This window comes from Pseudomonas wayambapalatensis, assembly GCF_049942315.1.
Classification (GTDB): domain Bacteria; phylum Pseudomonadota; class Gammaproteobacteria; order Pseudomonadales; family Pseudomonadaceae; genus Aquipseudomonas; species Aquipseudomonas wayambapalatensis.
Genome location: NZ_JBNFMU010000220.1, coordinates 14282 through 34789, shown reverse-complemented (window position 1 = coordinate 34789; position 20508 = coordinate 14282). Strand labels below are relative to the sequence as shown.

At 64.8% G+C, this 20508-nt stretch carries 20 protein-coding genes; 10 read left to right on the top strand and 10 right to left on the bottom strand.

Annotated elements, in window-relative coordinates; all coding sequences use genetic code 11:
• Positions 1-101: 101 nt before the first annotated feature.
• The 9 genes from ACPZMI_RS20015 to rluD all read right to left on the bottom strand — a co-directional run bounded on the left by ACPZMI_RS20015 (position 102) and on the right by rluD (position 9421).
• Positions 102-824 (bottom strand): YiaD family glycine zipper/OmpA-like lipoprotein, encoded by a 723-nt coding sequence (locus ACPZMI_RS20015; protein WP_065863405.1) that lies wholly within the window; start codon positions 822-824, stop codon positions 102-104.
• A 95-nt stretch (positions 825-919) separates the two neighbouring features.
• Positions 920-1564: an MBL fold metallo-hydrolase gene (locus ACPZMI_RS20010; RefSeq protein WP_288374181.1), complete on the bottom strand. Its 645-nt coding sequence runs from the start codon at positions 1562-1564 to the stop codon at positions 920-922.
• 28 nt (positions 1565-1592) lie between these two features.
• Positions 1593-1907 carry a type II toxin-antitoxin system ChpB family toxin gene (locus tag ACPZMI_RS20005; RefSeq protein ID WP_426352906.1) on the bottom strand — a complete coding sequence of 105 codons (315 nt, stop codon included), beginning with the start codon at positions 1905-1907 and terminating at the stop codon, positions 1593-1595.
• Positions 1908-1936: 29 nt separating this feature from the next.
• On the bottom strand, positions 1937-2191 hold the full coding sequence (locus tag ACPZMI_RS20000; RefSeq protein ID WP_426352905.1) for an AbrB/MazE/SpoVT family DNA-binding domain-containing protein: 255 nt from the start codon (positions 2189-2191) through the stop codon (positions 1937-1939).
• Positions 2192-2359: 168 nt separating this feature from the next.
• Complete coding sequence (locus ACPZMI_RS19995) at positions 2360-3052, bottom strand: sensor histidine kinase (RefSeq protein WP_426352904.1); 693 nt, start codon at positions 3050-3052, stop codon at positions 2360-2362.
• Positions 3049-4656, bottom strand: coding sequence for a tetratricopeptide repeat-containing response regulator (locus ACPZMI_RS19990; protein WP_186721965.1), 1608 nt, complete (start codon positions 4654-4656; stop codon positions 3049-3051). The genes ACPZMI_RS19995 and ACPZMI_RS19990 overlap by 4 nt, the downstream gene beginning before the upstream one ends.
• A 155-nt stretch (positions 4657-4811) precedes the next feature.
• Positions 4812-7529, bottom strand: a complete 2718-nt coding sequence (locus tag ACPZMI_RS19985) for a winged helix-turn-helix domain-containing protein (protein ID WP_426352903.1) — start codon at positions 7527-7529, stop codon at positions 4812-4814.
• Between the two features lie 192 nt (positions 7530-7721).
• Positions 7722-8462 (bottom strand): peptidoglycan editing factor PgeF, encoded by a 741-nt coding sequence (gene pgeF / locus ACPZMI_RS19980; RefSeq protein WP_426352902.1) that lies wholly within the window; start codon positions 8460-8462, stop codon positions 7722-7724.
• The gene (gene rluD / locus ACPZMI_RS19975) at positions 8459-9421 is read right to left on the bottom strand and encodes a 23S rRNA pseudouridine(1911/1915/1917) synthase RluD (RefSeq protein ID WP_186667601.1); all 963 of its coding nucleotides are present in this window, start codon (positions 9419-9421) and stop codon (positions 8459-8461) included. Before rluD ends, pgeF begins: the two co-directional genes overlap by 4 nt.
• A 147-nt stretch (positions 9422-9568) precedes the next feature.
• Here rluD and ACPZMI_RS19970 point away from each other — a divergent pair, with 147 nt between their 5' ends.
• The 10 genes from ACPZMI_RS19970 to ACPZMI_RS19925 all read left to right on the top strand — a co-directional run bounded on the left by ACPZMI_RS19970 (position 9569) and on the right by ACPZMI_RS19925 (position 19337).
• Positions 9569-10588: an outer membrane protein assembly factor BamD gene (locus tag ACPZMI_RS19970; protein ID WP_186667600.1), complete on the top strand. Its 1020-nt coding sequence runs from the start codon at positions 9569-9571 to the stop codon at positions 10586-10588.
• Positions 10589-10684: 96 nt separating this feature from the next.
• A complete protein-coding gene (locus ACPZMI_RS19965; RefSeq protein WP_063542822.1) occupies positions 10685-10915 on the top strand; it encodes a PP0621 family protein in 231 nt (76 codons plus the stop codon).
• A 182-nt stretch (positions 10916-11097) separates the two neighbouring features.
• Positions 11098-11862 carry a FadR/GntR family transcriptional regulator gene (locus ACPZMI_RS19960; RefSeq protein WP_186667599.1) on the top strand — a complete coding sequence of 255 codons (765 nt, stop codon included), beginning with the start codon at positions 11098-11100 and terminating at the stop codon, positions 11860-11862.
• A 91-nt stretch (positions 11863-11953) separates the two neighbouring features.
• Positions 11954-13156 carry an ABC transporter substrate-binding protein gene (locus ACPZMI_RS19955; protein WP_054895111.1) on the top strand — a complete coding sequence of 401 codons (1203 nt, stop codon included), beginning with the start codon at positions 11954-11956 and terminating at the stop codon, positions 13154-13156.
• A 65-nt stretch (positions 13157-13221) separates the two neighbouring features.
• On the top strand, positions 13222-14082 hold the full coding sequence (locus tag ACPZMI_RS19950) for a branched-chain amino acid ABC transporter permease (RefSeq protein ID WP_186667597.1): 861 nt from the start codon (positions 13222-13224) through the stop codon (positions 14080-14082).
• A 3-nt stretch (positions 14083-14085) separates the two neighbouring features.
• A complete protein-coding gene (locus ACPZMI_RS19945) occupies positions 14086-15090 on the top strand; it encodes a branched-chain amino acid ABC transporter permease (RefSeq protein WP_186667596.1) in 1005 nt (334 codons plus the stop codon).
• Entirely contained in the window at positions 15090-15842 is a 753-nt protein-coding gene (locus tag ACPZMI_RS19940) for an ABC transporter ATP-binding protein (protein WP_186721957.1), read from the top strand. Before ACPZMI_RS19945 ends, ACPZMI_RS19940 begins: the two co-directional genes overlap by 1 nt.
• Positions 15842-16537 carry an ABC transporter ATP-binding protein gene (locus ACPZMI_RS19935; protein WP_063542818.1) on the top strand — a complete coding sequence of 232 codons (696 nt, stop codon included), beginning with the start codon at positions 15842-15844 and terminating at the stop codon, positions 16535-16537. Before ACPZMI_RS19940 ends, ACPZMI_RS19935 begins: the two co-directional genes overlap by 1 nt.
• Positions 16538-16648: 111 nt before the next feature.
• On the top strand, positions 16649-17926 hold the full coding sequence (locus ACPZMI_RS19930) for a Zn-dependent hydrolase (RefSeq protein WP_426352901.1): 1278 nt from the start codon (positions 16649-16651) through the stop codon (positions 17924-17926).
• Position 17927: 1 nt separating this feature from the next.
• Positions 17928-19337, top strand: coding sequence for an amidase (locus ACPZMI_RS19925; protein ID WP_426352900.1), 1410 nt, complete (start codon positions 17928-17930; stop codon positions 19335-19337).
• A gap of 52 nt (positions 19338-19389) precedes the next feature.
• Here ACPZMI_RS19925 and thiO read toward each other — a convergent pair whose 3' ends face one another.
• The gene (thiO, locus tag ACPZMI_RS19920) at positions 19390-20487 is read right to left on the bottom strand and encodes a glycine oxidase ThiO (protein WP_426352899.1); all 1098 of its coding nucleotides are present in this window, start codon (positions 20485-20487) and stop codon (positions 19390-19392) included.
• Positions 20488-20508: the final 21 nt, after the last annotated feature.

Here is a 20508-nt window from a genome sequence, read left to right as displayed (position 1 = left end):
GACGGCGATCCAGGCCAGTCACGTGCGCTGAAACGCATCGCGGGACAAGCCAGCGTACCGACTTGTCCCGCGAAAGGGCCGCAAAGCGGCTGCGTTACAGGTCAGGGATACTGCTGAACGGTGCCCTGCTGGTCATACTGCTGGCCAGGGATCGGCTTCAGGTTAACCTCGACGCGACGGTTCTGCGCCCGGCCATTGGCATCGGCGTTGCTGGCGATCGGCTGGTCCGGGCCCATGCCACGAACCGACACCCGTGACGCATCGACGCCCTGCGAGGTCAGGTAGGTGCTGACGGCCTGCGCGCGACGCTGCGACAGGTCCATGTTGTGCTGGCGGCTGCCGGTGCTGTCGGTGAAGCCGACCACTTCGATGGTGTTCTGGTTGAACTGCTTGAACGAGCTGGCGAGGTTGTTCAGCGGCGAGTAGAAGCTTGGGGCGATGTTCGCCGAATCAGTAGCGAAGGTGATGTTACCTGGCATGATCAGCTTGATCTGGTCGCCCTGGCGCTGCACTTCGACACCGGTGTTGGCCATCTGCGCGCGCAGTTCGGCTTCCTGCTTGTCGGCATAGTAGCCATAACCGGCGGCAGCGGCGCCTACCGCAGCAGCGCCGATCAGCGCACCCTTGCCACGGTTGTTGTGATCGATGGCCGCACCGGCGATGGCACCGGCCAGTGCACCCAGGCCACCGTACTTGGCAGTCTTGCTCATCCCTGTGGAGCCGCCCTGCGCCTGGCCCTGGTTGTCGTACGGGTTCTGGCCGGCACAGCCGGTCATCAGGGCAGCAGCGGTAGCGACGATAATCAGACGACGCATGGTGAACATGGACAAGCTCCTGGTGAAATTCGAAAGTGCAACGGATCGTATACGGATCAGTGCCAGCCTTGGATTGCAGCGACGCGGAAAAATTCCATGAAACTTCACGCCCGCACGAACGGGTTTTCACGCATCTCTTCGCCGAGGCGAGTGTCCGGACCATGGCCGGTCACCACGATCGCCTCTTCATCCAGGCGGTACAGCCGCTCCTTGATGGAACGAACGATAGCCCGTTGATCGCCCCCCCACAAATCGGTGCGCCCCACGCCACGCCGGAACAGAGTGTCGCCGGCAATCAGCAGCTTGTGTTCGGCAAACCAGAAACTCATCGAGCCCGGCGTATGCCCGGGTGTGTGCAGCGCCACGCCACAGCCGCAGGCCAGCGCCTCGTCATCGGCGAGCCAGCGGTCGGGGGAAGGGACGGGCGTGTAGGGCACACCGAACATCTGGCACTGCATCTCCAGGTTGTCCCACAGCGGCTGGTCGTCCTTGTGCAGGTGCAAGGTCGCACCGGTCAGCTCCTTGAGCCTGCCGGAGGCCAGGAAATGATCGAAATGGGCGTGGGTATGGATGATGCTCACCAGCGTCAGGCCATGCTGTTGCAGGCGCGCGAGAATCTTCTGCTCGTCGCCACCGGGGTCGACGACGATGGCCTTCTTGCTGACCGGGTCGCCGATCAGCGTGCAGTTGCATTGCAGGGGGCCTACGGGGAAGGTTTCGCGGATCAGCGATACAGGGATAGGGGTCATGGGAGTCCAGCTCCAAGCGACTTCACGCTCATTCGAATAAGGTTTGTACGCGCGCCAGCGCATCATCGATGACGGCGTCGGGAACAGACTCGATACGCCGGGCACCAGACGCCTCGAGATCCATCGTACGCAACTGGTTGCACAACACCACGCCCTGGGTTCGCGTACCTGCCCCGCTGAGCGTGACTGCAAACCCGGCATGCCGGGTGAAATCCCCACCTTGAGTAATCGGGACGACCACGGCCAGGCCCGCGGTATTGTAGGCAGCCGGCGTCAGTACAAGCACCGGGCGCATCGCACCTTGCTGCTCGCGACCGACAACAGGCTCAAGATCGACTCGCACAATATCGCCCCTGGCGAATCCCGCCCGCCTCATACCTCACGACCGACAGGACGAATGGCGTTCCACGCCGCGAGCTCATCCGGCTCAGGTGCACCGAGATCGCACTGGGCCATCAGATCCTCAAGCTTGTACTTGGGTTTTGATCGGACGGGCTTGAAAACCAGCGACCCGGTGGCGGTATCCAGGCTGAGGACGGAGCCCACGCTCAGGCGCATCTGCTTGAGAATGGTCGATGGCAGGCGAATGGCAGCACTGTTGCCCCATTGTTGAATCTTGACTTCCATAAGTATCTCCAAAGGTAGATACATAGTAGAAACCCTCCAGATGATTGCAAGTAACTTGTAGAAACAACGTGTCTACATTGTCATCTGAAGCGCTGCTTCTGAAGTCATGAACCCGAGGTCAGGAGCTATCCCACAACGCAGTGGGAAGTGACACTCAAACAGCCAGAGTCAAGGCAAATACAACCTGAACAACCCGCCACCCAGCGCACCACCGTTGGCGATTTCGATCCGCCCGCGTACGCCGTTGCGCTCGTGCAGGGCGGCGATCCTGGCGGCGAAGTACAGGCCAAGGCCGGTGCTGCCGCTCTGCTGGTCGATGCCCTGCACGTAGTCCTGCTGACGCTCGAGCATGCGCTGTGGATAACCGGGACCATCATCGTTGACGCTGATCACCAACTGCTCGCCCTCCTCCTCGACGCTGATCAGCAGCGTGTGCCCGGCGTAGCGAATGGCGTTGGTCAGTACGTTGGCGACCACCGAGGCGACCAGTTCGCGGTCGAAGAAGCCCAGCGGGCTTTCGGTGTCGATGCGCCAGGTCGCCAGCACGTCGCGGTGGCGGATGACTTCCTGCTGCACCGCCAACTGGGCTTCGACGAAATCCTCGAGCTCGTGGTAGTCGGGGCAGATCGGCAACTGGTTGATGCCCAGCTTGTACAACCCCAGCAATTGCACCAGCATCCCGTTGAGGTGGCGGAACTCATGCTCCATCACCCCTTGTTCGCTGCCACTGCGGGCCTGTTCGGGCAAACGCGCCAGCCACTGATCGTGGGCCTGGATCAGCGCCGAGAGCGAGTTCTTCATGTCGTGCACGGTGGAGGCGATCACCGTCGAGAAATCCAGCCCCTGCTCATCCCGGCTCATGCGCCGAACACCCGCACGTGCAGCTTGCGGTAGCGGTCGAAACGGCTGTCGCTGGCGGGGATGCCAGCCACGCTGTTCAGGCAGTTGCGACATTCCTGCATAAGCGACTCCGACGGACTTTCGCCGCCGATACGCAGCAGCGCCTGGGCGGTATTGAGGGCAATGCTGATGTTCTTCGGTTGCAGCGACAGGGCCTTGCGAAACATCTCCAGGGCCTCGTTCAACTGGCCGCCCTGATAGCTGCGCACCCCTTGGCGGTTGAGGTCGACAGCCTCGGTGACGGCTCCGAGCACCGTCGGATCGTCGGTGACCTTGGCCACGCTCTGCATGACTTTCGGGTCATCCCCGTAGGTTTCCACGCACCCCTTGAGAATCGAAGTCCCGGCCGACTCCTGCCCCAGGTCCTTGAGCTGCTTGGCCACGGTCAGCGCGGCATCGACCGAGAAGAACTGATCCATCTTTTCCAGACGCTGCATGGCCTGCTCGGTGAGCTTGGCCGCGGTTTCCGCATCGCCGGCCTGCTGCAGGCTGGCAGCCTTCATCAGGCGGGCGCGAACTTGCAGGCCCTGGTCTTCGGTGTGTTCCTTGGCAACTTCGCTGAGCACGGTATTGATCTCGACCCGCGTACGCGCATCGAGGCCATTGCCGGCGTTCTTGTTCATCAGCGCCTGGACCAGGCCCAGGTTGCTCTCGGCGCTCTTGTAGCGCGAGCTCTGCCCCTGGCTCACGGCGTGCCGGTAGGCCTTGGATGCGCCTTCGTAGTCTTCGTTGTCCAGGGCCAGCTTGCCCAGCGCCGCCTGGCGCCGTACCGCCAGCGGTGACAGGCGCACGGCTTCCTCGAGCATGTGCTGGGCGCGCTTGTTGTCGCCCTTGGCCACCAGCACTTCAGCCAGCCCGTCGTAAAGCCCTGGCATGATCGGGAAGGCCTTGAGCGCCTGCTCATAGACGCCCTGGGCCTGTTCGTACTGGCCACGCTTGTGCATCAGGCTGCCCAGCGCCGCATACACCCAAGGCTGCGGGCGGCTGGCCAGAATGTTGGTGAGAAACTTTTCCAGGTCGTCGAAGCGATTGAGGTCGCGCAGTGCATCGGCCCGGTAGCGCAGGCACAACGGCGCGAAACGCGGATCCTGCTTGCACAGCTCGGCGCAGGCCGCCAGCACCTCGGCCGGGCGCCCACGGTCCAGCGCCTGGAGAATCGGCTTGAGCAAGGTCTTGCGCTGCACCAGCTTTTCCAGGCGCTGCGCCAGGCCCAGGCGGTTGAACGGCTTGGTCAGATAGGCATCCGGTTCATGCTCGATGGCGCTGAGGACAATCGACTGGCTGCTTTCGGCCGTGACCATGATGAACACGCATTCATGGCTGATGAGCTTGTCCAGCAGCAGGTCCTCGAGCACCTGCTGGCCATTCTTCTTGCCATCGCCCAGGTGGAAGTCCTGGAGGATGAAGTCGTAGCGCTTCTGCGCGCACATGCGCAGGGCCTGCTCGCCGCTGTCGGCGGTATCCACGTCGCGCACACCCAACTCGCGCAGCATGGAGCGCGTCGAGGTGCGAAAGTCGGTGAAGTCGTCGACGATCAGAAAGCTTTTTTGCCCATACTGCAGCATCAACACGACCTGTATTGAGAAGAAGTGGAAAAAGGCCTGCGGCGACTGGGCCCGGCGAATGCTGTATCGGCCGGGCGGCGGGAAAGATGAGACCGGGAAGTCAGCGCATGACGAGATAATGGCAACTAGCCATCATTTTAACTGCAAGGCGCTTTCTAGACCAGCAGGCCCAGCGACTTGGCCCGTGCCACTGCTTGCGTGCGGCGCTCCACGCCCAGCTTGCTGTTGATATGGCTGGCGTGGGTCTTGACGGTATGCAGGGAGATGAACAGGCGCTCGCTGATCTGCTGGTTGGAGCAGCCTTGCGCGATCAGTTCCAGTACCGCCAGCTCACGGCCACTGAGCGCCTCATTGTTGGCCATGCTGACAGGCTGGGTTTGTGGCAGGCGTGCCAGCAGTTCGGCCTGTGCCGGGCACGCAGGGCTTGCCGCGAGCTGCTCGCGCAACCATATCGGGCGCTCCTCCAGCAGCCGCTGGAAAGCGTGCAATGCCCCGCCACGCGCAGCCTCGAGTGCTTTGGCCAGCAACTTGCCCGCTTCCTGTTCGCGCCCCTGCGCCAGCAACAGATCAACCAACTGACACAGCGCGCTGACCGCCAGCATCATTCCACCACTGGCCTCCCCCTGTGCCACCAGTGCCCGCAGGCGCTGCTCGGCGGGCTCCGGTCGTGCCAGGGTGCGCTCCAGCAACGCTTGTTGCAGCTCGATATGCAGTGGCAGCAATGGATGAAATTCCGGTGCAGCGGCCGGTTGCTCTCCGCCGTAGGTCTGCCCCAGGCGCAGCAGCCAGGACTCGGCAAGGTCGGTGCGGCCCTGGGCCAGCCAGAGTTCGCACTTCACCAGCGTGATCATGGCCAGGTAGAAGATCGGCGGCACGTCCCAGATGTGCATCAGCCGCTCGGCCTCGGCGAGCTCCGCAAAAGCCTCGGCGAAGCGACCGTCGCGCCCCTCCAGCGAGGCGATCACGCAGTGGCCGATCAGTACGCTGATATCACGACACGCCCGCGCTTCGCTCAGCCCGGCGCGCAACCGCGCCCGCCCCTGGCCTGGTTGCAGGCGCGAGGCATACAGGTAGCCTTCGTAGAGAATCAAGCGGGCGCGCACGGCGTACAGGCGCTGCCCCGACAACCCCTGCAGACGCTGCAACCCCTGACGCACCTCGTCCAGGGCGCGCAACACCTCGCCGCGGGCGTGCAATACCCTGGCGCGATCGTAATGGGCCAGGGCCTCGAACAATGGATTGCCAACACGCTGGGCCAACTCCAGCGCCTCACGGTTCCAGCCCCGCGCCCGCCAGAAGTCACCGTCGGCAATGGCCAGGTTGGACAGCGTCGACAGGCACACCAGACGCTGGCCATAGCGCTTGCAGGGCAGGCTCTGCAGGGCCTCCTCGCAGTAGGCCAGGGTGCGCTCGCGATCGCCGCGGCCGCGCGCGATCACGCCGCTGAGCGCCAGCCACTGGGCGAGCATGGATTTCTGGGCGGTCGCCGAGGGCGCTGGGAGGAAACGGCTGAGATAGGCCGCCAGTTCTTCGGCAGCATCCAACTGGCAGGCCAGGCCCAGTGCCCAGCTGTACAGCACGATCAAGCGTGGCGTACTGATCAGCAGGCTGTCAGGCAGGTCCATCTTCCAGCGCAACAGCATGCCGACGTTCTGTTCGGCCAGCAGTTGCTCTTCGGAAAGGCTCTGCACCAGATCGGCGGCGACATCCAGAGAACCCGCACGCAAGGCTTGCTCCACCGCTTCGTCGAGCAGCCCCTGGCGCTCGAACCAGCGACAGGCACGCAGATGCAGCGCCGCCGAAGGCTCGCTGGCCTGGCGACTGCGCAGCAGGTCGGAGAACAGGTGGTGATACCGGAACCAGCGACCGTGCTCATCCAGCGGCACCAGGAACACCTGGTGAGCCTGCAGGTAACGCAGGATGGCCGCGCTGTCCTCGCGCTCGCGCAGGGCGTCGCACAGTTCGATGCAGAAGCGCTCCTGGCAGGCGGTTTCATAGAGGAAGGCCTGGACTTCTACCGGCAGGATCTCGATGACCTCTTCGAGCAGGTAATCGCGGATCAACCCTTCACCACCGTGCAGCGCCTGGGGCAAGGCATGGTCCTCGCCAGACTCGCTGGTCGCCAGTTGCCAGAAACGCAGCCCGGCGACCCAGCCGTCGCTGCGCTGGATCAGGTTGTCCAGCGCCTGACCACGCAGGCCGGTGGGCTGGCGGCCAATCACGGCGAGGGCTTCGTCGGAGGTCAGGCGCAAGTCTTGTTCGTTGAGTTCGGCCAACTGGCGCGACAGGCGTAGCCGCGCCAGATGCCAGTCGGGGCGCTGACGGCTGGTGACCAGCAATGCCAGACCCGGCGGCAAATGGTTGAGAAAGAACTGCAGGCAGCGATCGAGAACCGGCCCCTGGGCAAGATGGTAGTCATCCAGCACCAGCAGCAGCGGCGTATCGCTATTCAGGTAGAGCGCCAGCTCGTCGAGCAGGCTGTCGAGCCATTCTTCGAAGGCGAACGGCTGATGGCGCTGGCGCATCTTCAGCAAGCCCATGGCCTGACCACCCAACGCCGGGCAGAACTGCTGCAAGCCTTCGAGCAGACGCTCGAGGAAACGACCGGGGTCGGCATCGCGCTGGCTCAGGCCCAACCAGAGGCTGCGCCAGTGGCTGGGCAGTTGCTGGCAGAACTCGATGGCCAGCGAACTCTTGCCGAACCCCGCCGGTGCGTTGACCAGCAGCAGCCGCCCATCCAGACCCGCTTCGAGACGCTGGCACAAGCGCGCGCGCAGCACATGCCCGTCCGGCAGCGGTGGCCGGAAGAAACGCCCGTCCAGCAGACCCAGGGCCTGGCTGGCGACTCCATGCGTACGGGACAAATCTGTCATGGCCGACTCGTTCTGGTTGGAAGATCACGGCGGTACGGATTGTTGCGAGACTAACGGCTATTGCGGCGCATTTGAAGAAAATCGAAACGCTTGAGAGGGAAAAGACTACGACAAAAAGCAACAACACTGATGGACATCAGTGAGATCTATTGCACGGCATAGCACAGACCGCCCCGGCAAGGGCGCAAAGGCTCAGCGAGGTTCGAGCCAGACCAGCGAGGCGAAACGCCCGCCCTGTGGGGTGCGTCGATAGGAGAAGAAACGCGGATCGCTGACCGTGCAGAAACCGCCGCCATACACGGCCGTCACGCCGCGCGCGGCCAGACGGATACGCGCCAGGGCATAGATGTCGGCGATCAGCTTGTCGGGGCGCTCGCCCGCGACGAAGGCACTGGCAGCCTCCGGATGCACGGCGGTGAAAGCATCGCGCACTTCCAGGCCCACCTCGAACGCTTGCGGGCCGATGGCAGGGCCCAGCCACACCAGAACCTGTTCAGGTGCCAGCGCCAGACGATCAAGGGTGGCTTCCAGCACGCCACCGGCCAGCCCGCGCCAGCCCGCATGGGCGGCCGCCACACGCGTGCCGGCACGATCGCAGAACAGCGCGGGCAGGCAATCGGCGGTCATCACGGTACAGGCGATACCAGGCTGGTCGGTCCAGCTGGCATCCGCTTCGGCCACCACGGCCGGATCGGCGCCTGCCACGACCAGGCCATGCACTTGCTTGAGCCAGGCCGGCTGGATAGCGAATTCATCGCCCAGGCGGCGGCGATTCTCGGCAACCGCCGCCGGGTCGTCGCCCACGTGGTCACCCAGGTTGAAGGTGTCGTAGGGCGGCAGGCTGACGCCACCCTCACGCGTGGTGACGCAAGCGCGAACCGAGGCCGGGGCCGGCCAGTCGGGGAAGATCAGCGATTGCGTCAGCTCGCTCATCCGATGAAGCTCTCGCGGTCCTGGTCGAGCAGCGACAGCAGCCACATGAAGTCGTCCGGCAAGGGCGATTTCCACTCCATGCGCTCACCGGTCGTCGGATGGTCCAGCGCCAGGAAGCGCGCGTGCAGGGCCTGACGCGGGAAATGCTTGACCGCCTCGACCATGGCCACGCTGGCCGCCGGCGGGATGCGGAAGCGACCGCCGTAGGTCTGGTCACCCACCAGCGGGAAACCGACATGGGCCATGTGCACACGAATCTGGTGGGTACGCCCGGTCTCCAGCTTGACCCGCACATGGGTGTGCGAGCGGAAGCGCTTGAGCACGCGATAGTGGCTGACCGCCGGCTTGCCGCCATCGGTGACCGCCATGCGCTGACGCATGCCGCCGTGGCGACCGATCGGTGCGTCGATCTTGCCACCGGCCGTCACCACGCCAACCACGATGCATTCATAGATGCGGCTGACCGAGCGCTTCTGCAGTTGGTCGACGAGGTTGGTCTGCGCCTGCAGCGTCTTGGCGACCACCATCAGACCGGTGGTGTCCTTGTCCAGGCGGTGGACGATGCCGGCGCGCGGCACGTTGATGATGTCCGGCACATGGTGCAGCAAGGCGTTGAGCAGGGTCCCGCTGGCATGCCCGACAGCCGGGTGGACCACCAGCCCGGCAGGCTTGTTGATCACCAGGATCTGATCGTCTTCATAGACGATGTCCAGATCGATCTCCTCTGCCTCCCATTCACCCTGGGCCTCCTGTTCGGCCTCCAGGGCGAGAACGGAGCCGGTGTGGACGGTATCGCGCGGGCGCAGCACCGCACCATCGACGGTCAAGCGGCCTTCCTTGATCCACGAAGTCAGGCGCGAACGCGAGTACTCGTCGAACAATTGGGCGGCGACCTGGTCGAGGCGTTGGCCGCCCAGCTCGGACGGGACCTCTGCACTAAGTTGAATGATCTCGGACATGCTCGAATCGATGGGCTTACAGCCTTTGGTTTCAGCTGCGTGCTTGTGGTTAAATACGGCTTCTTTTGCCCCGGGGTTGGCCGGGGGCGCTCATCATAACAGGACGGCACCGCCCAAGACAGCGGCCGTCAAAGGACGCAAGCCGCCATGCAAGTGAAACACCTGCTGCTGATCGCCATCCTCGGGCTCACTGCTGCCTGTTCCTCGAACAAGGAAGTCATTGACGAGAACCTCAGCGAAGCCGAGTTGTACCAGCAGGCGCAGGCCGACCTGGACAACCACAGCTACACCAGTGCCGTGAACAAGCTCAAGGCCCTGGAATCGCGCTACCCGTTCGGCCGCTACGCCGACCAGGCCCAGCTCGAGCTGATCTACGCCAACTACAAGAACACCGAGCCGGAGGCCGCCAAGTCTGCTGCCGAACGCTTCATCCGCCTGCACCCGCAGCACCCGAACGTCGACTACGCCTATTATCTGAAAGGCCTGACCTCGTTCGACCAGGACCGCGGCCTGCTGGCGCGCTTCCTGCCGCTGGACATGACCAAGCGTGACCCGGGCGCGGCGCGCGACTCGTACAACGAGTTCGCCCAGCTCACCAGCCGCTTCCCCAACAGCCGCTACGCCCCGGACGCCAAGCAGCGCATGATCTACCTGCGCAACCTGCTGGCCTCCTACGAAATCCACGTCGCCGACTACTACCTGAGCCGCGAGGCTTACGTTGCCGCCGCCAACCGTGGCCGCTACGTGGTGGAGAACTTCCAGGAAACGCCATCGGTTGCCGACGGCCTGGCCGTGATGACCGAGGCCTACCAGAAAATGCACCTGGACGACCTGGCCGCCACCAGCCTGGAAACCCTCAAGCTCAACTACCCGAACCACCCGAGCCTGGTCGACGGTCAGTTCGTACCCAAGCAGAGCGAGTCCGACGGTCGCTCCTGGCTGTCCAAGGCTACCCTGGGCCTGATCGAGACCGACACCCCGCTGCCACCGGGTGAAACCCGCGCCAACCAGGACGTGGTCCGTCAGTTCAAGGACGCCCGCTCGGAAATGCCGGCCGACCTGCTGCCCAAGGACGAGAACGGCGATCCGATCCTGCCGGCTGGCCCCAAGGAAGCCGAAGAGGATCGTTCCTGGTTCAGCTACCTGACCTTCGGTCTGTTCGACTGACAGATCGCGCAACGACAGAAAGGGAGGCCAAGGCCTCCCTTTTTTCATGGCCGCGTCCTAGACTGTGGCCTCTTCATTCACGACAAGCTGGACACCATGGTTCGTCTACTCTTCTGGATCGCCCTGATCGCCGCCGCGTTCTGGCTGTGGCGTAAATTCAAGATCAGCCAGCAATCACGCCCCGAGCCACGCCTCGAAGACCCCTTGACCATGGTGCGCTGCGCCCATTGCGGTGTACACCTGCCCAACGACCGGGCACTCAAGCTCGGCAAGGACTGGTACTGCAGCCAGGCCCACCTCGAGCAGGGTCCTGGCCGACAAGGTTGATTGCCGACAACTGGCTCCCCCCAGTGCAGGAGGGGGCCAGTTTTCAGATTCCTGGGCAAGGCCCGCTTATCCCTCCCCGACCCTTTAGCTCCATTTGCGACCCCTCTCCCCCGCCACCATTGACCCTGCCCGACAAAACTCGCTAAATCCTATTTATCCGCATAAATATGAAAAATAACGAAATGCTCAAGCCCAAACGCAAGCGCCAGAAGCTCTCGGACTTGATCGTCGAATCGGTCAAGCGCTCGATCGTCACCGAAGCCTTGCGCCCCGGTGATCGCCTGCCCACCGAACGCGAGTTGATGGAGCACTTCGAATGCTCCAAAGGGACCGCCCGCGAGGCACTCAAGGCCCTGGAGGTCGAAGGGCTGGTCAACACCCGCACCGGCCCGACCGGCGGCGCCTATCTCGCTGAAGTGGGCACCGAGCCGGCCAGTCGTGCGCTGCGCAACTACCTGCACTTCCAGCATCTGGACGGCGAACAGGTCTACCAGTTGCGCAAGGTCATCGAGGTCGAGTTGGCAGTGGCCGTGATGGGGCAGCTCAGCGACGCCGACTATGCCGCGCTGCAGGCCAACATCGACTTCTGCAGCACCCCGGAAGACAGCGAGCAGGGCCAGCGCGAACAGCGCCTGGCGGAAATCGAGTTCCACACCTTGCTGGCACGCCGCTGCCCCAATCCGCTGCTGCGCTTCATGGCGGTGTTCCTCAACGACCTGCTGCGCGACCTGGTGGTACTGAAGAAGGCCTACCTGCCCAAGCGCCAGCAGTTCGCCGCGGCCAACATCGACTACCACAAGCAACTGCTGGTCGCCCTGCGCGCCAGCGATGAAAAGGCCGTGCGCCGGCTGATGCACGAGCACATGTGCGACGCCGAACATCACATGACCGCGCTGGAGGGCGAGGTCGAACGCAACTTCCTGCTGGAGTTCGAGCACCACCACTGATCCAGCCTGCACAGAGGCCTGCCTACAGGCCCCGCCGTACCCGCTTTGCCATTGCCACTCCTGCCTAATAACCAGAATCAAGGAGTTATCCATGCAAAGACGTACCCTGCTCAAGGCAGGTCTTGCCCTGGGTGCCCTCGGCAGTCTCCCCCTGGGAGCGCAGCGGGCATTCGCCGAACAGCCGCTGGTCTTCTACGGGCTCAAGTCGATGTCCGGCGCCTTCGCCAGCTACGGCAAGTACGCCGACATGGGCTCGCGCCTGGCCATCGCCGAGCACCCGCAACTGCTGGGGCGGCCGCTGCAGTACAAGGTCATCGACACCGAAGGCAATGCCGGCAAGGCCGTGCGCAAGGTCCAGGAAGCCATCGGCCAGGACGGTGCGAGATTCTTCCAGGGTTGCACCCTGTCTTCCTCCGCCCTGGCCGTGTCCAAGGAAATCAACAAGGCCGGCGGCGTGTTCATGACCCCGGTCGGCGCCGACGAGATCACCGGCAAGGATTGCAATCTCTCGACATTCCGCTGGTCGGTGCCGACCTACGGCGCGATTCGCGAAACCCTGGTGCCGATGATCCGCCAGCTGCCGCAAGCCAAGCGCTGGTACACCATCACCCCGCAATACGTGTTCGGCGATGCGCTGCTGGACAATGCGCGCAAGGTTTTTGCCGAGTTCGGTGTCGAGCACATCGGCAACAGCTACCACTCGCTGCAGGAACAGGAGTTCTCCGGGTACCTGACCAATGCCATCGCCGCCAAGCCCGACGTGCTGGTGCTGCTGAACTTCGGCAGCCAGTCGTCCAACGCCCTGCGCCAGGCGGTCAACTTCGGCATCAAGGAGCGGATGAAGGTGCTGCTGGTCTGGTCGGCAGGGCTCGACCAGTTCCAGGAGCTGGGCAGCGATGTGCTCGAAGGGGTCTACCTGGGCGCCCAGTACTGGCATCAGGTGGATACGCCGCTGAACAAGGCGCTGGTCGCCGCCACGCAGAAGGCCTATGGAATCAACCCCAACTATCCGCTGGCCGCCGACTACATCGGCACCAAGGTCATGCTCGACGCCATCGTCCAGGCTGGCACCTTCGACGGCGCCAGCGTCGCCAGGGCCTTGCAGGGCATGCGCTTCCAGGGCCCGACCGGCGAAGAGCTGATCCGCCCTGGCGACCACCAGGTGCTCAAGGACTACTACCTGCTGCGCGGCAAGCCCCAGGGGCAGTTGCGCGACGAGGACGACCTGGCTGAAGTCATCAGTTCGGGCCGCTCGTTCGTCGAGGTCGATCACACCGGTTGCGCCCTGGCCTGAGGCCGCGCCGCCAGTCAAACACACCTGTACAGGCAGCCGCGCCGCGCGCTGTCGAGGGCACGCTCATGCTCGAATTGTACCTGTTCCAACTGCTCAACGGCCTGGGCCTGGGGATGATCTACTTCCTCATCGCCGTAGGCCTGACGATCATTTTCGGCCTGCTGAACTTCGTCAACTTCGCCCACGGGGCGTTCTTCCTGCTCGGCGCCTACCTGTGCTACACCGCCGTGGCTCTGACCGGCAACTTCTGGCTGGCATTGCTGATCGCCCCGCTGGTCGTGGCAGCGCTGGCCTGGGCGGTGGAGCGCCTGCTGATCAAGCGCATCTACCACCTGCCGCACACCTTCCAGATCCTGGTCACCCTGGGCATCGCCCTGATCATCCAGGAAGCCTCGGTCCTGATCTGGGGGCCGGTGGGCAAGAACATCGCCGTACCGCCGGAGCTCCGTGGCGTGGTGATCCTGGGCGACTTCATCTACCCCTACTACCGCCTGTTCCTGATCGGCTTCGCCGCGCTGATCGGCCTGGCCTTGTGGCTGCTGCTCGAACGCACGCGCTTCGGTGCCCTGGTACGCGCCGGCAGTGAAAGCACCGAAACCGTGTCGCTGCTGGGCACCAACATCTTCCGCCTGTTCTCCCTGACCTTCGCCCTCGGTGTGGGCCTGGCCGGTGTCGCCGGGGTGCTGTTCGCGCCGTTGCGCGGTGCCCAGCCCTTCGTCGGCCCGGAGATCCTCGGCATCGCCTTCGTAGTGGTGGTGATCGGCGGCATGGGTTCGTTCGGCGGCGCGCTGGTCGGTGGACTGCTGGTCGGCGTGGTGCAAAGCATGATGACCAGCCTCTGGCCGCAAGGCGCCAGCCTGATGATCTACGGGGCGATGGCCGCGGTGATCCTGGTCCGTCCCTATGGCCTGTTCGGGAGAGCATGATTGATGAGCGAGAAGAATCCATTACCGGTCGGGCCGCGCACGCCCGTCCTGCTGTTGCTGGTGGTCGCCAGCCTGGTGCTGCTGCCGTTAGTGCTGCCTTCGGCCACGCTGGCCACCGAGATCCTGATCTTTGCCCTGGCGGCGCTCGCCTGCAACCTGCTGCTGGGCTACACCGGCCTGCTGTCGTTCGGCCAGGGCATTTTCTTCGGCGTGGGTGCCTATGGCGCGGCACTGCTGATGATCCATCTGAAATGGGGGCTGTTCGCCGCGCTGCTGGGCGCTGCGGTATTCGGTGCGTTGCTGGCGCTGCTGGTCGGCGCACTGGCGATCCGGCGCAAGGGCATCTACTTCGTCATGCTGACCCTGGCCTTCAGCCAGATGGCGTACTTCCTGGCCTACACCCTCAGCGGCTGGACCGGTGGCGACAACGGCCTGCTCGACGTGCCGCGGCCGAATATCGAGGTCTTCGGTCATGTACTGGTCGATCTGGCCGACCCTCGGCATTTCTATGCCTTCGTCGCCCTGCTGTTCCTGTTGATTTTCGCCTTCGCCCTGCGGGTGATCCGCTCGCCCTTCGGCAGCACCTTGCTGGCGATCCGCGAGAACGAGACCCGCGCGGCGGCGATCGGCTACGACACCCGCCACTTCAAGATCCTGGTGTTCATGCTGTCCGGCGCCATCACCGGTATCGCCGGGGCGCTTTACGCCATGCTGCTGCACTTTGCACCGCTGTCGAACATCGACCTGATGATGAGCGAGAACATCCTGATCATGACCATCATCGGCGGCACGGGCTCGCTGTTCGGCTCGCTGCTGGGGGCCGGCGCCATCGTGGTGCTGGGCGACGTGCTGTCGGAGCTGTGGCCGCGTTGGCTGATGCTGCTCGGGCTCATCCTGATCCTGGTGGTGGTGTTCATGCGTGGCGGCCTGTGGGGCGGCCTGGCCGAGCTGGGCAAGCGCCTGCGTCCGGGGCGTACGTTGTCGACCAAGACCAAGGAGACCTTGTGATGAGCGAGTTCCTGCTGGAAACCCGCAACCTGGAGCTGGCCTACGGGCCGTTCCGCGCAGTCGGCGGTGTCGACCTGAAAGTCCGCCCTGGCACCATCCACACGGTCATCGGCCCCAACGGCGCCGGCAAGACCAGCCTGTTCCACTGCCTGACCGGCGAACGCCAGGCCACCGCCGGCAGCATCCTGTTCAATGGCCGCGACATCGTCCGCAAGCCCTCCCATGGCCGCGTGGCCCTGGGCATGGCGCGCTCGTTCCAGCTCACCAGCCTGTTCCAGAACCTCTCGGTGCGCGAGAACCTGCGCCTGGCCGCCCAGGGCCGCGACGGCCTGGGCGCGCTGAACTTCTGGCGCAGCGTCGAGCACAAGCGCAGCCACTGGGACACCGCCGACCAGGTGCTCGAGCGCCTGAAACTCACAGGCCGTGCCGACACCCTCGCCGGCGAACTCTCCCATGGCCAGCAGCGCGTACTGGAAGTCGGCATGTCGATCTGCGCCAAGCCAAGCCTGCTGATGCTCGACGAACCCACCTCCGGCATGGGCATCGACGACATTCCGCTGATGACCGAGCTGATCAGCGATCTGGGCCGCGACCACACCGTGCTGCTGATCGAGCACAACATGAGCATCGTCATGTCGATCAGCCAACGCATCACCGTCATGAGCCACGGCCAGATCCTGGTCGAGGGCACCCCGGAATTCGTGCGCAACGACGAACGCGTGCGCACCGCCTACCTTGGAGAGGCCGCCTGATGCTCAACGTCGACTCGATCCATTCCTACTACGACAAAAGCCACGTGCTCGAAGGCGTCTCCCTGCAGGTCGGTGCCGGCGAACTGGTGACCCTGCTGGGGCGTAACGGCGCCGGCAAGACCACCACCCTGCGCAGCATCCTCGGCATCGTGCGGCCACGCCAGGGCCAGATCAGCTTCGATGGCCAGCCTCTGGTCGGCCGCGAAATCTTCGATATCGCCCGCCGGGGCATCGCCCTGGTGCCGGAGCACCGCGGCATCTTTCGCCAGCTCAGTGTCGAGGAAAACCTGAAGATCGCCACGCGCAAGGAGAGCCGCTGGCAACTGCGTGACGTCTACGCGATGTTCCCGCGCCTGGAAGAGCGCCGCCGTAACGGCGGCTTCGCGCTGTCGGGTGGCGAGCAGCAGATGCTGGCGATCGCCCGGGCCCTGCTCAATGGCCCGCGGTTGCTGATCCTCGATGAGCCGACCGAGGGGCTGGCGCCGGTGATCGTCGACGAGTTGGTGAAGATCCTGCGGCGGATCAAGGACGAGGGCCTGTCGATCCTGCTGGTGGAGCAGAACCTGATGGTCTGCGATGCCTTGGCCGACCGTCACTACGTGCTCGAACAGGGTCGCGTGGCCTACCAGGGAACCGCCGCACAGTTTCGCGACGACCCGAGCATCAAGAACCGCTACCTGGCGCTGAGTGCCTGATTTCAGGCATTGCTCTGTATCGGCCTCTTCGCGGGCAAGCCCGCTCCCACTGGGATATCGCCACGCGCCGCCCGCGAAGAAGCCCCCTATTTGCTACAGGAGAGACGCCCCATGAACACCCGCATCGATCCCTCGCAACACCTGCTCGGCCAGGGCGCCCTGGTCAACCGCGAGCGCCTCTGGCAATCGCTGATGGACCTGGCCCGGCTCGGCGCCACGGCCAAGGGCGGCGTGTGCCGCCTGGCGCTGACCGATCTCGACCGACAGGCCCGCGACCTGTTCGTGCGCTGGTGCGAGGAGGCCGGCTGCACGGTCAGTGTCGACGCCATCGGCAACATCTTCGCCCGCCGCGCAGGACGCAACCCGGCACTGGCGCCGGTCATGACCGGCAGCCATATCGATACCCAACCCACCGGAGGCAAGTTCGACGGCTGCTACGGCGTCATGGCCGGGCTCGAAGTGGTGCGCACCCTCAATGACCTTGGCCTGCAGACCGAGGCCCCACTGGAAGTGGTGGTGTGGACCAACGAAGAAGGCTCGCGCTTCCCACCGTGCATGATGGGGTCGGGGGTGTTTGCCGGTAAGTTCGGCCTGCAGGAGACCCTCGACAAGGTCGACGAACAAGGCCTTTCGGTGGGCGCGGAGCTCCAGCGCATCGGTTACGCCGGCCCGCGGGTGCCCACCGGGCATCCGGTCGGCGCTTATTTCGAAGCGCATATCGAACAAGGGCCTGTGCTGGAGGACCAGCGCACCACCATCGGTGTGGTTCAGGGCTGCCTGGGCCAGAAATGGTTCGACTTGGTACTCACCGGCGTCGAGGCGCATGCAGGCCCGACGCCGATGCACCTGCGCAAGGATGCGCTGGTTGGCGCTGCCGAGGTGGTGGCCGCAGTCAACCGCGTGGCCCACGCCCACCAGCCACATGCCTGCGGCACCGTCGGCTGCCTGAACCTGCACCCTGGTTCGCGCAACGTGATTCCCGGCCAGGTGCAGATGACCCTCGACCTGCGCCACCTCGACCCCGTCCAACTGGATGCGATGGTCGCCGAGGTGCGCGAGGTGATCGAGGCCAGTGCCGCCCGCCATGGCCTGAGTTTCGAGCTGACCCCCACCGCCGACTTCCCACCCTTGTACTTCGCCGAGCAGTGCGTCGATGCGGTACGCCAGGGTGCGCGCACGCTGGGCCTGAGCCACATGGACATCGTCAGTGGCGCTGGCCACGATGCGATCTTCCTCGCCGAGCTGGGCCCGGCCGGGATGATCTTCGTGCCGTGCGAAGGCGGCATCAGCCACAACGAAATCGAGAACGCCGCGCCGCAGGACCTGGCAGACGGCTGCGATGTGCTGCTGCGCGCCATGGTCCAGGCCGCCAACCCGGGAGCCCATTGAGATGACAGGCAAGACCGCCATCGGTGAATTCAGTGCCACCGAGCTGCTCGAACTGTACCGACGCCGCCAGTTGTCGCCGCTCGAAGTGATCGACGACGTGCTGGCCCGCATCGACCTGCACAACCCTGCCGTCAACGCCTACTGCCATGTCGACGGTGAAGGCGCGCGCGCGGCGGCCCGCGCCAGCGAACGCCGCTGGCAGCGTGGCGAGCCGTGCGGGCGCCTGGACGGCCTGCCCGCGTCGATCAAGGACCTGACCTTGACCCGCGGCATGCCGACCCGCAAAGGCTCGCGCACCAGCTCAGGCGCCGGGCCGTGGGAAGTCGATGCGCCCTTCAGCGCCTTCATGCGCGAGGCTGGCGCAGTGCTGGTGGGCAAGACCGCAACGCCGGAGTTCGGCTGGAAAGGGGTCACCGACAACCCGTTGTACGGCATCACCCGCAACCCCTGGGATACCCGTCTGACCGCCGGCGGGTCGTCTGGCGGTGCGGCAGCAGCAGCGGCGCTCAACCTCGGCGTGCTGCACCAGGGCAGCGATGCCGGTGGCTCGATTCGAATCCCCTGCGCCTTCACCGGCACCTTCGGCATCAAGCCGACCTTCGGCTACGTACCGCAGTGGCCAGCCAGCGCCATGACCGTGCTGTCGCACCTGGGGCCGATGACCCGTACGGTGGATGACGCCGTGCTGATGCTCGACTGCGTGGCCCGCCCCGACCCGCGCGACGGCCTGGCCGGAGCCCCGCGCCAGTCGCCCTGGCTGGACGACTCGACCGACCTGCGCGGCCTGCGCATCGCCTACAGCGCCGACTTCGGCTACATAAAGGTCGATCCGCAGATCCAGGCCTTGGTGGCCCAAGCCGTGCAGCGCCTGGCGCGCCTGGGGGCAACGGTAGAGGAAGTCGATCCAGGCTTCAGCGACCCGCTGCAGACCTTCAATACCCTGTGGTTCGCTGGCGCGGCACGCTTGGCCAGTGGACTGAGCGAGGCACAGCGGGACTTGCTCGACCCGGGCCTGCGCGGCATCGCCGAACAGGGGGCCGGCATCAGCCTGGCCGATTACACCCACGCCCTGGAAGCACGCGCCGAGCTGATCGCGCAGATGAACGCCTTCCACCAGCGTCATGACGTGCTGCTGTCACCGATGCTGCCGCTGGTCGCGTTCGAAGCCGGGCACAACGTGCCGCCAGGGTCGGGCATGGCGCAGTGGATGGAGTGGACGCCGTTCAGCTACCCGTTCAACCTGACCCAGCAGCCTGCGGCGTCGGTCCCCTGCGGTTTCACGCACGAGGGGTTGCCGGTGGGGCTGCAGGTGGTGGGCGCGCGCTTTGCCGATGAACAGGTGCTCAGGGTGTGCAAGGTGTACGAGCAGCATTACCCGAGCCGGCACCTGCAGGCGCCGCACCGGCACTGAAGGCTGGCAGAGTCCGCAGCGGCCTTGCGCAACGCAAGGCCGCTGCATGTTTTCAGCCCAGACGCCCGGCCGGCGCGTAGGGCGCAGGATCGATGATCGGCTCGGCCCCGGTCAGCAGGTCGGTAAACAACTGGCACGAAGCAGGCGCCAGCACCAGACCGTTGCGGTAATGCCCGCAGTTGAGCCACAACCCCGCATGCCCAGGCACCGGTCCGATGTAGGGAATGCCTTCAGGCGAGCCCGGTCGCAGCCCGGCCCAATGCCCAACGACTGGCGCGTCCTTCAGTTGCGGCAACAGCTCGATCGCCGAAGCCCGCAGGCTTTGCAGCGCTGCCTCGGTCGGGGTCTTGTCGAAGCCCTCGTGCTCAAGCGTGCTGCCCACCAGGATATGCCCGTCACGCCGCGGAATCGCATAACGCCCCTTGGCCAGTACCATGCTTGGCAGGAAGTCGGCATCGCACTTGAGCAGGATCATCTGCCCCTTTACCGGCTCCACCGGCAATTCCAGCCCCAGGGAGCGCAACAGGTCACCACTCCAGGCACCGGCACTGAGCACCACCTCGTCGGCGCTCAGCACGCCTTCATTCGTCAGCACACCGGTCACACGCCCGCCTTCCTGGGCGAAACCGCTGATCTGGCAGTGCTCGCGCAGACTGACGTTGGGCAGCGCCAGCAACGCGGCTTTGAGCGACTTCACCAGGCGCGGGTTGCGCACGTTGGCCACGCCAGCCATGTAGATGGCGCGCTGGAAGCCTGGGCCGAGGACTGGCACGGCGTCATAGGCCGCCGAGATATCCACGGCGCTCAAGGGACGTTGTTCGCGCGCAGCCCAGGCCAGGGCCTGGGCTTCATCGTCGAGGTCGAGCCAGTACAGACCGGTGGTGTGCACTTCAGGGTCGACACCCGTGCTGGCGAACAGGCGCTCGCCCAACTGTGGATAAAAATCCTGCGACCAATGCGCCAGGGCGGTCACCGCCGGGCTGTAGCGCCACGGATACAGCGGCGAGACGATACCACCGCCGGCCCAGGACGACTCACGGCCGACCTCGCCCTGGTCGCACACCACCACCCGGTCAACCTTTGCGGCCAGGTTGAACGCAGTCAGCAGACCGATCACCCCGCCACCGACAATCACTACGTGCTTGCTCATCTGTCGATCCAACACCTGAAG

Coding starts and splice junctions, on each gene's coding strand:
- thiO (WP_426352899.1), bottom strand. CDS start 20,487: ATGAGCAAGCACGTAGTGATTGTCGGTGGCGGGGTGATCGGTCTGCTG.
- ACPZMI_RS20015 (WP_065863405.1), bottom strand. CDS start 824: ATGTTCACCATGCGTCGTCTGATTATCGTCGCTACCGCTGCTGCCCTG.
- ACPZMI_RS19955 (WP_054895111.1), top strand. CDS start 11,954: ATGCAAAGACGTACCCTGCTCAAGGCAGGTCTTGCCCTGGGTGCCCTC.
- rluD (WP_186667601.1), bottom strand. CDS start 9,421: ATGTCCGAGATCATTCAACTTAGTGCAGAGGTCCCGTCCGAGCTGGGC.
- ACPZMI_RS19945 (WP_186667596.1), top strand. CDS start 14,086: ATGAGCGAGAAGAATCCATTACCGGTCGGGCCGCGCACGCCCGTCCTG.
- ACPZMI_RS19960 (WP_186667599.1), top strand. CDS start 11,098: ATGCTCAAGCCCAAACGCAAGCGCCAGAAGCTCTCGGACTTGATCGTC.
- ACPZMI_RS19990 (WP_186721965.1), bottom strand. CDS start 4,656: ATGCTGCAGTATGGGCAAAAAAGCTTTCTGATCGTCGACGACTTCACC.
- ACPZMI_RS20000 (WP_426352905.1), bottom strand. CDS start 2,191: ATGGAAGTCAAGATTCAACAATGGGGCAACAGTGCTGCCATTCGCCTG.
- ACPZMI_RS19935 (WP_063542818.1), top strand. CDS start 15,842: ATGCTCAACGTCGACTCGATCCATTCCTACTACGACAAAAGCCACGTG.
- ACPZMI_RS19970 (WP_186667600.1), top strand. CDS start 9,569: ATGCAAGTGAAACACCTGCTGCTGATCGCCATCCTCGGGCTCACTGCT.
- ACPZMI_RS19930 (WP_426352901.1), top strand. CDS start 16,649: ATGAACACCCGCATCGATCCCTCGCAACACCTGCTCGGCCAGGGCGCC.
- ACPZMI_RS19985 (WP_426352903.1), bottom strand. CDS start 7,529: ATGACAGATTTGTCCCGTACGCATGGAGTCGCCAGCCAGGCCCTGGGT.
- pgeF (WP_426352902.1), bottom strand. CDS start 8,462: ATGAGCGAGCTGACGCAATCGCTGATCTTCCCCGACTGGCCGGCCCCG.
- ACPZMI_RS19995 (WP_426352904.1), bottom strand. CDS start 3,052: ATGAGCCGGGATGAGCAGGGGCTGGATTTCTCGACGGTGATCGCCTCC.
- ACPZMI_RS19925 (WP_426352900.1), top strand. CDS start 17,928: ATGACAGGCAAGACCGCCATCGGTGAATTCAGTGCCACCGAGCTGCTC.
- ACPZMI_RS20010 (WP_288374181.1), bottom strand. CDS start 1,564: ATGACCCCTATCCCTGTATCGCTGATCCGCGAAACCTTCCCCGTAGGC.
- ACPZMI_RS19940 (WP_186721957.1), top strand. CDS start 15,090: ATGAGCGAGTTCCTGCTGGAAACCCGCAACCTGGAGCTGGCCTACGGG.
- ACPZMI_RS19950 (WP_186667597.1), top strand. CDS start 13,222: ATGCTCGAATTGTACCTGTTCCAACTGCTCAACGGCCTGGGCCTGGGG.
- ACPZMI_RS19965 (WP_063542822.1), top strand. CDS start 10,685: ATGGTTCGTCTACTCTTCTGGATCGCCCTGATCGCCGCCGCGTTCTGG.